The sequence below is a fragment of the Streptomyces sp. NPDC016309 genome, assembly GCF_043077235.1.
Taxonomy (GTDB): Bacteria; Actinomycetota; Actinomycetes; order Streptomycetales; family Streptomycetaceae; genus Streptomyces.
Genome location: NZ_JBIBSG010000029.1, coordinates 1 through 12,922, shown reverse-complemented (window position 1 = coordinate 12,922; position 12,922 = coordinate 1). Strand labels below are relative to the sequence as shown.

At 72.7% G+C, this 12,922-nt stretch carries 2 protein-coding genes; both read right to left on the bottom strand.

Annotated elements, in window-relative coordinates; translation table 11 throughout:
* A partial coding sequence (locus ACF068_RS32100) for a type I polyketide synthase (RefSeq protein ID WP_392277840.1) occupies nucleotides 1–1,730 on the bottom strand: 1,730 nt, incomplete at its 3' end.
* 147 nt (nucleotides 1,731–1,877) lie between these two features.
* The coding region (locus tag ACF068_RS32095) for a type I polyketide synthase (RefSeq protein ID WP_392277839.1) at nucleotides 1,878–12,922 on the bottom strand (11,045 nt) is incomplete at its 5' end.

Sequence of the window (12,922 nt, the reverse complement as noted above, 5' to 3'; positions counted from 1 at the left end):
CCCGGGAACAAGAACGCCGTCTTGCCCGCGACGACCGAACCCGTCACCACGTTCGCGGCCATCGCCCCCGACGCCACCGCCTCCACACCCGCCACCTGATCGGCCAGGACCACCGCCCGGTGCTCCAAAGCCGCCCGCGACGACGCCAACGACCAGCCCACATCCACCACACCGGCACCCGGCGCACCCGCGAGCCAACCCGACAACCGCTCCGCCTGCGCCCGCAACGCCCCCGCACTCTTGCCCGACAACACCCACGGCACCACCGCAAGCCCACCACCGCCACCAGCGGCAGCACCACCGCCGTCGGCGCCACCACCGGCATCACCCTCGACCGGGGAAACCTCCGGCGCCTGCTCCACGATCACATGCGCGTTCGTCCCGCTGAACCCGAACGACGACACACCCGCACGGCGCGGATGCGTGGTCTCGGGCCATGCGGTCGGCTCGGTGAGCAGCGACACCGTGCCGGACTCCCAGTCGATGTGCGGGGACGGCTCGTCGATGTGCAGGCTTCGGGGCAGTACGCCGTGCTGCATCGCGAGGACCATTTTGATGACGCCCGCCACGCCCGCCGCGGCCTGCGTGTGGCCGATGTTCGACTTGACCGAGCCGAGCAGCAGCGGCCGGTCGGCCGGCCGGTCCTGGCCGTACGTGGCGATCAGCGCCTGGGCCTCGATGGGGTCGCCGAGGCTGGTGCCGGTGCCGTGGGCCTCCACGGCGTCGACCTGGTCGGCCGAGAGCCGGGCGTTGGCCAGGGCCTGGCGGATGACGCGCTGCTGGGACGGGCCGTTCGGGGCGGTCAGGCCGTTGCTCGCGCCGTCCTGGTTGACCGCCGAACCGCGCACGACCGCCAGCACCGGGTGCCCGTTCTTGCGGGCGTCGGAGAGCCGCTCCAGCAGCAGGACGCCGACGCCTTCCGCCGGGCCGAACCCGTCGGCGGCGGCCGCGAACGCCTTGCAGCGGCCGTCGGTGGCGAGCCCGCGCTGCTTGCTGAACTCGACGAACAGCCCCGGGGTGGACATCACGTGCACACCGCCCGCGACGGCGAGCGTGCACTCACCGTTGCGCAGCGCCTGGACGGCCAGGTGGAGGGCGACCAGCGAGGCGGAGCAGGCGGTGTCGACGGTGACCGCCGGGCCTTCGAGACCGAAGGTGTACGACAGCCGGCCGGACATCACGCTGGAGGCGTTGCCGGTGCCCAGGTGCCCCGCGTAGTCCTCGGCCGCCTCCAGGAGCGGGGTGAGGTAGTCGGAGCCGTTGATGCCGACGAACACCCCGGACCGGCTGCCCCGCAGCGTCCCCGGGTCGATGCCCGCACGCTCGAACGCCTCCCAGGAGGTTTCCAGCAGCAGGCGCTGCTGCGGGTCCATCGCCATGGCCTCCCGGGGCGAGATCCCGAAGAAGGCCGCGTCGAAGGCGGACGCGTCGGCGAGGAAGCCGCCTTCGCGCGTCACGGACGTGCCGTGGTCGTCGGGGTCGTCCGAGAACAGGTTGTCGAGGTCCCAGCCGCGGTCCGTGGGGAACGCAGTGAGCGCGTCGCCGTCACGGCTCAGCAATTCCCACAGCGCCTCGGGGGACCGTACACCGCCCGGGAAGCGGCAACTCATGGCCGTGATGGCTATCGGCTCGTGGGCCTGGCTCTCGATCTCCCGCAGACGTCCGTACGCCTCGTCGAGGTCCGTGGTGACTTTCTTGAGGTACTCGCGGAGCTTCGCTTCGTTCGCCACTGGCTCTTCACCTATTCGCATGGTCGAGTCGTGGAGGTGTTCGCACGCACTCGGAAAGTTCTGGGATTTCTTGCGGTGGGGCGTTTCCCGGGCCGGGGGTGGGACGTACCGCCGGGGAATGCCGGCGGTACGTCCCGGGGGCCGGGGTCAGCCCTGGCCGAACTTCTTGTCGATGAGGGCGAACAGCTCGTCGTCACTCGCCTCTTCGATCTCGCTGGCTCCCGTCTCGTCCTCCGCCTGGCGGGCGGCGTTCCACTGGGCCAGCAGGGTCTGGAGGCGTACCGCGACCCGCGCGTGCGCGGCCTCGTCGCCGGCCGCCGCCGACAGTTCCTCGGGGGCCAGCGAGGAGAAGGTGCTCTCCAGCCGGTCGAGTTCCTCCAGTACGGAGAGCTTGCGCTCCGCCGTGTCCGGTGCCACCTCGCCCAGCAGGTGCCGGGCCAGGGCGGCCGGGGTCGGGTGGTCGTAGACCAGCGTGGCCGCCAGTCGCAGACCGGTCGCGGCGTTGAGCCGGTTGCGCAGCTCGACCGCGGTGAGGGAGTCGAAGCCCAGCTCCTTGAACGCCTGGGCCTCTCCGACGAGTTCGGCCGACTTGTATCCGAGTACGGCGGCCACGTGGCCGCGCACCAGGTCCAGTACGGTGCGCTCCCGCTCGGCGGGCGGCAGTTCGGCGAGCCGCTGGGCCACCGTCCGCTCACCGGCGCCGTCCGCGGCCCCGGTCTCCGCCGGGCGGTCCGTGCCACGGGCGGACCTGCGGACCGGGGTGCGTACCAGACCGCGGAACATCGGCAGGACCTCGCCGTCGGCGGCACGGGCCCGTACGGTCGGCAGGTCGATCCCGACCGGTACGAGGACGGGTTCGTCCGCCGCGAGGGCCGCGTCGAACAGTGCCAGTCCCTCCGCCGCCGACAGCGGCGATACCCCGCCGCGCGCGGCCCTGCTCCGCTCGGCGCCGGTGAGCCGGCCGGCCATGCCGCGCTCCTCGGCCCACATGCCCCAGACCAGGGACAGGGCGGTCAGCCCGCGGGCCCTGCGGTGGCGGGCGAGGGCGTCGAGGAAGACGTTGGCCGCCGCGTAGTTGGCCTGCCCGGCGCCGCCGAGCGTGCCGGCGGCCGCGGAGAACAGCACGAACGCCGACAGGTCGAGGTCGCGGGTCAGTTCGTGCAGGTGGAGCGCGGCTTCCGCCTTGGGGCGCAGCACCCGGTCCACCCGCTCGGGCGTGAGCAGGTCCACGACTCCGTCGTCGAGGACGGCCGCGGTGTGCACGACCGCCGTCAGCGGGTGCTCGGCGGGTACGGAGCCCAGCAGCGCGGCCAGCGCGTCACGGTCGGCCACGTCGCACGCCGCCCAGGTGACGTCCGCGCCCGCCCCGGTGAGGGCGGCCGTGAGCTCCGCGGCGCCTTCGGCCTCGGCACCACGGCGGCTGGTGAGCAGCAGGTGCCGTACGCCGTGCTCGGCGACCAGGTGACGGGCGAAGAGCCCGGCGAGCCCACCGCTCGCCCCGGTGACCAGGACCGTGCCCTGCGGGTCGATCCGGCGGCCGCCGTCACCCGGGACGGCCCCGGCGGCCACCCGGGCCAGGCGGGGCGCGTGGACCGCCCCGCCGCGCACGGCCAGTTCGGGCTCGTCCGAGGCGACCGCCGTGGGCAGCGCCCGGACGGAGGCGTCGTCACCGTCGAGGTCGACGAGGACGAACCGGCCCGGGTTCTCGGTCTGCGCCGCGCGCACCAGGCCCCACACCGGGGCGTGCGCGAGGTCACCGGCTTCCGGGTCCGCTTCCGTGCCCGTGGCCACGGCGCCCCGGGTGACGACGGCCAGCCGCGCGTCGGTGAACCGGCCGTTGTCGAGCCAGCCCTGCACCGTCGCCAGCGCGCGGTGCGTCGCCGTGCGCACCTCGTCCGCGAGGCCCGCGGACACCTCCGCCGCCGGGGACGTGGCCGCGAAGAACGGGACGTACACCGTTTCCGGCACCGCCCGCCCGGCGGCGAGGGCCGTGTCGAGGGCGTCCAGGTCGTCGTACGCCTCGACGGTGAGACCGGTCGCCTTCAGCACCTCGGCGAGGGAGCCCCCGGCGTCACCGACGACCACCGCGGCGGAAGCGGAAAGCGAAGGAGCGGCGGTCGGCCGTGCCGGAGCCGTGGTCCGCACCCAGTCGAGGCGGAACAGCGACTCGTGGCCGCCGTCCGGGAGGACGGTGAACCGTGCGGCGTCGACCTCCCCCGTCACCAGCGACTCGACGGACGCGACGGGCGCGCCCCGCTCGTCGGCCACCGCGACGGACACGGTGTCCTTCCCGGACGGAGTGATCCGCAGACGCAGCGCGTCGGCCCCGACCGCGTACAGCCGCACCCCGCGCCAGACGAGCGGGGTCCTGCCCGTACCAGCCGTATCACCCGTACCGCCCGGGCCGGCCGCCAGCGCCTGTGACGCGGCGTCGAGCAGGGCCGGGTGCAGGGCGAACCGGGCCGCCGACGACCGTACGTCGTCGGAGAGCCGGGCCTCGACGAACACCTCCTCGCCGCGCGACCACACCTCGGCCAGCGTCCGGAACGCGGGCCCGTGGTGAAGCCCGGCGGCCGTCAGACGGTCGAGCACCGCGTCGACCGGGACCCGCTCGGCACCGGCGGGCGGCCACTGGCCGGCGTCGGTGACTGCGGCGGTGGCGGTGCCGGTGTTTGTGGCGGTGTCGGTGTCGGTGTCGGTGTCGGTGGTGAGGTGCCCGGTCGCGTGACGGAGCCAGGCCCCGCCCGTGAGCCCGGCCGAACCGGCCGTCTCCGCGCGGCCGTGCACCTGGACCGGACGGCGCCCTCGGTCGTCCGCCGCGCCGACGGTGACGCGGAGCTGCACGGCACCCGACTCGGGGAGCACGAGCGGTGCCTCCAGCGTCAGCTCCTCCACGACCTCGCACCCGACCTCGTCACCGGCGCGGACGGCCAGCTCGACGAAGGCGGCGCCGGGCAGCACGACGGTGTCGGCCACCGCGTGATCGGCGAGCCACGGGTGCGTGCGGAGGGAGAGCCGCCCGGTGAACAGGAACCCGTCCGAGTCCGGCAGCTCCACCGCGGCACCCAGCAGCGGGTGCCCGGCGGCACCGATGCCGACCGAGGTGACGTCGTCGAACTCGGCGAAGGAGTCGATCCAGTACCGCTCACGCTGGAAGGCGTACGTCGGCAGGTCGACCCGCCGGGCGCCGGTACCGGAGTAGTACGCGCCCCAGTCGACCGTCACGCCCCGGACGTAGGCCTGGGCGAGAGCGGTGGCGATCGTTTCCGTCTCCGGTCGGCCGGAGCGGAGGGCGGGCGCGAAGACCGCCGTGTCGGTGTCACCGGTCAGGCAGTCCTGGGCGAGCGCCAACAGCACACCGTCCGGACCGAGCTCGAGGTACGTGGTGACCCCGGCGGCCTCCAGCGCGCGGACGCCGTCCAGGAACCGCACGGCCTCGCGGACATGACGTACCCAGAAGTCCGCCGAACCCATCTCGTCCGTGACCAGCGCACCGGTCAAGTTCGAGACCACCGGAATGCGCGGGGACGCGTACGACAGGCTCTCGGCGACCTTGCGGAAGTCGGCGAGCATGCCGTCCATGTGCGGCGAGTGGAACGCATGACTCACCGTCAGTCGCTTGGTCTTACGACCCAACTCCTCGAAACGTCCGGCGATGGACGCCGCGTCGACCTCATCACCCGCGACCACGACCGACTGCGGACCGTTGATCGCCGCGATGCTCACCCGGTCGCTGAGCAGCGGAAGAACCTCGTCCTCCGACGCCTGCACCGCGATCATCACGCCACCACCAGGCAGCGCCTGCATCAGACGTCCGCGTGCTGCCACCAGCGTGCAGGCGTCCTCCAGGGACAGGACCCCGGCCACATGGGCGGCGGCGATCTCGCCGATCGAATGCCCGGCCAGGAAGTCCGGCTTCACGCCCCAGCTCTCCAGCAGCCGGAACAGCGCCACCTCGACCGCGAACAGCGCCGGCTGCGTGAACTCCGTCCGGTCCAGCGCCTCACCATCGGCCCCGAACAGCACATCCTTCAGCGGCAGGTCCATGTGGGCGCCGATCGCGTCCATTGCGTCGGCGAACACCGGGTAGGCCTCGTACAACTCACGGCCCATGCCCAGCCGCTGGCTGCCCTGCCCCGTGAACAGGAAGGCCGTCTGCTGGTCCGGGCCGGCGACGCCCCGTACGAGCCGGGTGGCGGACCCACCCGTCGCCAGCGCGGTCAGCGCCTGGCGGAACTCGTCGTGGTCCTCCGCGACCAGCACGGCACGGTGGTCGAGTGCCGCCCTGCCGGTCGCGAGCGAGTGACCGACGTCCACCGGGCGCAGGCCGCCGTGGGTGTCGAGATGGGCGCGGAGGCGCTCCGCCTGGTCGCGGAGGGCCCCTTCGGTCCTGCCCGAGAGGACCCACGCGACGGTGGCCGGGCTGTTCTCGGGCCGGTCGGTCGTGGGCTCGGCCGGGGCCGGGAGCGGCGGTGCCTCCTCCAGGATGGTGTGGGCGTTGGTGCCGCTCACGCCGAAGGACGAGACGCCCGCGCGGCGGGGGCGGCCGGTCTCCGGCCAGGCCGTCCGCTCGGTCAGCAGGGCGATGTCCCCGGCCGTCCAGTCGACGTGCGGGGTCGGCTCGTCCACGTGGAGGGTCTGTGGGAGCACTCCGTGCTGCATCGCCAGCACCATCTTCATCAGGCCCGCGACACCTGCGGCGGCCTGGGTGTGCCCGATGTTCGACTTGATGGAGCCGAGCAGCAGCGGCCGGTCCTCCGGCCGGTCCTGGCCGTAGGTGGCCAGCAGCGCCTGCGCCTCGATGGGGTCACCGAGCCTGGTGCCGGTGCCGTGCGCCTCGACGGCGTCGACATCGGCGGCCGACAGGCCCGCGCTCGCCAGGGCGGCGCGGATCACGCGCTGCTGGGAAGGCCCGTTGGGCGCCGTGAGGCCATTGCTGGCACCGTCCTGGTTGACCGCCGAGCCACGGACCACGGCCAGCACCGGGTGCCCGTTCTTGCGGGCGTCCGACAGCCGCTCCACGAGCAGCATGCCGACGCCCTCACCCCAGCCCGTACCGTCGGCGCCGGCGGCGAACGCCTTGATACGGCCGTCCGCCGCAAGACCCCGCTGGCGACTGAACTCGACGAAGGCACCTGGCGTGGACATCACGGTCACGCCACCGGCCAGTGCCAGCGAGCACTCCCCGTTCCGGAGCGCCTGCACCGCGAGGTGCAGCGCCACGAGGGACGCGGAGCACGCCGTGTCCACCGTGACCGCCGGACCCTCCATGCCGAACACGTACGAGAGCCGGCCGGAGACCACGCTCGCGGAATTGCCGGTGCTCATGAAGCCGTCGCCACCGTCGGCGGAGTTCAGCACGAGGGAGAGGTAGTCCTGGCCGTTGGTGCCGACGAAGACACCGGCCTGGCTGCCCCGCAGCGACGACGGGTCGATACCCGCCCGTTCGAACGCCTCCCACGACGTCTCCAGCAGCAACCGCTGCTGCGGGTCCATCGCCAGCGCCTCGCGCGGCGAGATCCCGAAGAACGCCGGGTCGAAGTCCGCCACGTCGTAGAGGAACCCGCCTTCTCGGGCGTACGGGGTGTCCTCGGCGGACTGCGGGCCGAACAGCGACTCCGCGTCCCAGCCACGGTCGGCCGGGAACTCGCCGATGGCGTCGCCGCCGGTGGCCAGCAACTGCCACAGGTCCTCGGGGGTACGGACCCCGCCGGGGAAGCGGCAGCTCATGGCCACGATCGCGATCGGGTCGTCGTCGGTCACGGCCCGCGTCACCGGTCCGGTCACCACGGTCCCGGTGCCGAGCAGCTCGCCCCGCAGGTAGTCCGCGAGGGCGGCGGAGGTGGGGTAGTCGTAGACGAGCGTGGCCGGGAGCGTCAGCTCGGTGGCCGCCCCGAGCCGGTTGCGCAGCTCGACGGCGGTCAGCGAATCGAAGCCCAGCTCCTTGAACGCCCGCCCCGCGCCGACGCGCTCCACGCCCGCGTGGCCGAGTACCGCGGCCACCTCCTTGCGTACGAGGTCGAGCAGCATGCGCTCCTGCTCGGCGGCGGACAGCTCGGCGAGCCGGCGGCCCAGCGAGTGCCGGGCGCGTGCGCCGCCCTCGCCGCCGTCCCGACCAGCGGTGTCATCCCGCTGCGCCAGAGCGTGGCTCGCCTCGGGCAGGTCGGTGAAGAGTCGGCATGCCCGTACGGCGGTGAAGCCCGGGGTGAACCGGGACCAGTCGACGTCCATGATCGTCAGCGCCGCGTCACCGGAACCGGCCGCCCGGCCGAACGCCGAGATCGCCAGATCCGCGTCCATCGGCGGAACACCGCCCCGCCGCATCCGGGCGTCCAGCTCCGCGTCGGCGGCCATACCGCCCTCGGCCCACGGACCCCACGCAAGAGACGTAGCGGCGAGACCGTCGGCACGACGCTGCTCGGCCAGCGCGTCCAGATAGGCGTTCGCAGCCGCGTAGTTGGCCTGCCCGGCCGTGCCGATGGTGCCGCTCATGGACGAGAACAGCACGAACGCGGACAGGTCGATACCCAGCTCGACCGTCAGCTCGTGCAGGTTCCGTGCGGACACCGCCTTCGCCCGCAGAACACCATCCACACGCTCCGGCGTCAGAGCATCCAGCACACCATCGTCCAGAACACCGGCCGTGTGGATGACAGCGGTCAGCGACTCCGTCTCAGCAGCGAGCAGCGCCCGCAGCGCCTCACGGTCAGCAGCGTCACACGCCACCACCGAAACCTCGACACCGTACGCCGACAACTCGTCCACCAGCTCAGCAGCGCCCGGAGCGTCCAGGCCGCGACGGCTGGACAGCACCAGCCGCTCAGCGCCCGCCCCAGCCAGCCACCGCGCGACCCGGCCACCCAGCGCACCCGTGCCACCGGTCACCAGAACCGTGCCACTCGGCACCCAGTCCGTGCCCCCCGCACCGGCCGCACGCACCAACCGACGCCCGAAGACACCCGAAGACCGCACCGCCACCTGGTCCTCACCAGAACCAGCAGCCGCCAGAACACCCACGAAACGGGACAACGCCCGCTCGTCCAGCACCTCCGGCAGATCGACCAGCCCGCCCCAACGCTGCGGAACCTCCAGCGCGGCAACCCGCCCCAGACCCCACACCTGCGCCTGCACCACCGACACCAGCCGGTCCGAACGACCCACCGACACCGCACCACGCGTCACACACCACAACGGAGCATCGACACCGGCATCACCCAGCGCCTGCACCAGACCAACCGTCGCAACAAGCCCAGCAGCCTCGTCCAACGCCAACAGCGACACCACACCAACCGGAGAACCCACCCCGGCCAGCAACTCCGCCAGCCCGGCCCGGTCAACGTCAGCCTCAACGCTGACGCACCGGACCTCGGCGCCCCGCCCGGACAGACCACGCACCACAGCATGGTCCTCGGCACCGGCAGGCACCACGACCAGCCACGCCCCGGACAACCGCGCACCCGACGACAACTCCGCCAACGGCTTCCACGACACCCGGTAACGCCAGCCGTCCACCTCCGACCGCACCCGCCGCTGCCGACGCCACGCCGACAGGGCCGGCATGACCTCACCCAGCGCCGTCTCGTCCACGTCCAGCTCCGTGACCAGCGACGCGAGATCCTCGCGCTCGACGGCCTCCCAGAACCCGGCGTCCACCGCATCGACGCCCCCGGCAACCGGCACAACGCCCACCGACGGCGCCTCCGGCCAAAACCGCTGCCGCTGGAACGCGTACGTCGGCAGATCGACCCGCCGACCGCCGACGCCGTAGAGCGCCTCCCAGTCGACGGCCGTGCCACGGACGTGTAGCTGAGCGAGGGCCGTCATGGCCGTCTCGACCTCATGACGTCCGCGCCGCACGAAGGGGACGAACGCCGACGCGGCCTCCGTCACGCATTCCTGCGCCAGCGCGGAGAGCACACCGTCCGGCCCGAGTTCGAGGTATGTGGTGACCCCGGCGGCCTCCAGGGCACGAATCCCGTCCAGGAACCGGACCGCGTCCCGGACATGCCGTACCCAGAAGTCGGGGGACGCCATCTCGTCGTCGGAGACGACCGCACCGGTCAGGTTCGACACGACGGGGATCCGGGGGGTCTCGTACGAGATCGACTCCGCGACGGTACGGAAGTCGTCCAGCATCCCGTCCATGTGCGGCGAGTGGAACGCATGGCTCACGCTCAGCCGCTTGGTCTTACGACCCAGCTCCTCGAAGTGCTCGGCGATAGCGACGGCCACGTCCTCGTCACCCGCGATGACGACCGACTGCGGCCCGTTGATCGCCGCGATGCTCACCCGCTCGGTCAGCAGCGGCAGGACCTCGTCCTCCGACGCCTGCACCGCGATCATCACGCCACCAGCAGGCAGCGCCTGCATCAACCGCCCACGCGCGGCAACGAGCGTGCACGCGTCCTCCAGCGAGAACACACCCGCCACGTGCGCGGCCGCGATCTCACCGATCGAATGCCCGGCCACGAAGTCGGGCTTCACGCCCCACGACTCCACCAGCCGGAACAGCGCCACCTCCACCGCGAACAACGCGGGCTGGGTGAACTCCGTACGGTCGAGCGTCTCGCCGTCCGTGCCGAACAGCACGTCCTTCAGCGGCAGCTCCAAGTGCGAGCAGACCGCGTCCAGCGTCTCCGCGAACATCGGGAAAGCCTCGTACAGCTCACGACCCATGCCCAACCGCTGGCTGCCCTGCCCCGTGAACAGGAACGCCACCTTGCCCGCCACCGGCGAACCGGTCACCACACCCGCCGACGCAGCGCCTTCCGTCAGGGCCGCGAGACCTGCCAGCAGGCCCTCACGGTCACCGGCCACCACCGCCGCCCGGCGCTCGAACGAGGAGCGGCCGGTGGTCAGCGTGCGACCGACGTCGGCCAGGCCCAGTTCGGGAGCGGCGACGAGCCGCGCGCGGAGGTTGTCCGCCTGGCCACGCAGCGCGTCGTCGTTCTTGGCCGAGAGCACCAGCGGGAGGAAGGCCGGTTCCGGAGCCGTGTCGCCGGCCGGGTCCGTCTCCCCCCGCACCGGGGCCGGGGCCTGCTCGATGATGGTGTGGGCGTTCGTGCCGCTGAAGCCGAACGAAGAGATGCCCGCCCGACGCGGGCGGCCGGTCTCCGGCCACTCCTTCGGCTCGGTCAGCAGGGCGATGTCCCCGGCTTCCCAGTCGACCTGGGGGGACGGGGCGTCGATGTGCAGGCTCTGCGGGAGCAGGCCGTTCTGCATCGCCAGCACCATCTTGATGACGCCGGCGACACCGGCGGCGGCCTGGGTGTGGCCGATGTTCGACTTGATGGAGCCGAGCCACAGCGGCCGGTCCTCCGGCCGGTCCTGGCCGTAGGTGGCCAGCAGCGCCTGCGCCTCGATCGGGTCGCCCAGCGTCGTGCCCGTACCGTGCGCTTCCACGGCGTCCACATCGGCCGCCGACAGACCGGCGCTCGCGAGGGCGGCACGGATGACGCGCTGCTGGGAGGGGCCGTTGGGAGCGGTCAGACCGTTGCTGGCGCCGTCCTGGTTGATCGCCGAACCGCGTACGACCGCCAGCACCGGGTGCCCGTTGCGCTGCGCGTCGGACAGCCGCTCGACGAGCAGCATGCCGACGCCCTCGCCCCAGCCCGTACCGTCGGCGCCGGCGGCGAACGCCTTGATGCGGCCGTCCGCCGCGAGCCCCCGCTGGCGGCTGAACTCGATGAACGTACCCGGCGTGGACATCACGGTCACGCCACCGGCCAGGGCGAGCGAGCACTCGCCGTTGCGCAGCGCCTGGATGGCCCAGTGCAGGGCGACCAGCGACGACGAGCACGCGGTGTCGACGGTGACCGCCGGACCCTCCAGGCCGAACACGTAGGAGAGACGTCCGGAGACGACGCTGGCCGCATTGCCGGTGCCCAGGTGGCCCTCAAGGCCTTCGGGCTCCTCGAGCAGTACGGACAGGTAGTCCTGGCCGTTGGTGCCGACGAAGACACCGGCCTGGCTGCCGCGCAGGGTCTCCGGGTCGATGCCGGCCCGCTCGAAGGCCTCCCAGGAGGTTTCCAGGAGCAGCCGCTGCTGCGGGTCCATCGCCAGCGCCTCGCGCGGCGAGATCCCGAAGAAGTCGGCGTCGAAGTCGGCCGCGTCGTACAGGAACCCGCCGGCTCGCGCGTACGAGGTGCCCTGCGCGTCGGGGTCCGCGTCGTACAGCGTCTCGACGTCCCAGCCCCGGTCCAGCGGCAGGTCGGAGATGGCGTCACCGCCCGAGGCGAGCAGCCGCCACAGGTCCTCGGGAGTACGGACCCCGCCCGGGAAGCGGCAGCTCATCGCCACGATCGCGATGGGATCGTCATCGACCGCCGTGATCGTCGGCCCGGCCGCCACGATCTCCGCGCCGAGCAGTTCGGTACGGAGGTGAGCGGCGAGCGCGAGGGGCGTCGGGTAGTCGTAGACGAGCGTGGCCGGCAGCCGCAGTTCGGTGGCGGCGCCGAGCCGGTTGCGCAGCTCGACGGCGGTCAGCGAGTCGAAGCCGATCTCGCGGAACGCCCGCCCCGTCTCGATGTCCCTGGCACCGGAGTGCCCGAGCACCTCGGCGACCTGGGCGCGCACGAGCTCCAGCAGGAACGGCTCGCGGTCCTCTTCGGTCATCGACCGGAGCCGCTGCGCGAGCGACGATCCGGCGGACGCCGGGCGAACGTCCTCCTCGGCAGCGCCGACGACCGCTGCCGCCTCGGGCAGGTCGGCGAGGAGTCGGCCGGCCCGTACGGCGGTGAAGCTGGGGGCGAACCGGGACCAGTCGACGTCCATGATCGTCAGCGCCGCGTCACCGGAACCGGCCGCCCGGCCGAACGCCGAGATCGCCAGATCGGCATCCATCGGCGGAACACCGCCCCGCCGCATCCGGGCGTCGAGCTCCGCGTCGGCGGCCATGCCGCCCTCGGCCCACGGACCCCACGCAAGAGACGTAGCGGCGAGACCGTCGGCACGACGCTGCTCGGCCAACGCGTCCAGATAGGCGTTCGCAGCCGCGTAGTTGCCCTGCCCCGCTGCGCCGATGGTGCCGCTCATGGACGAGAACAGCACGAACGCCGCAAGATCGATACCCAGCTCGACCGTCAGCTCGTGCAGGTGGCGCGCCGCGTCGACCTTGGGACGCAAGACGTACGCGAAACGCTCCGGCGTCAACGCGTCAAGAACACCGTCATCAAGAACACCGGCGGTGTGGA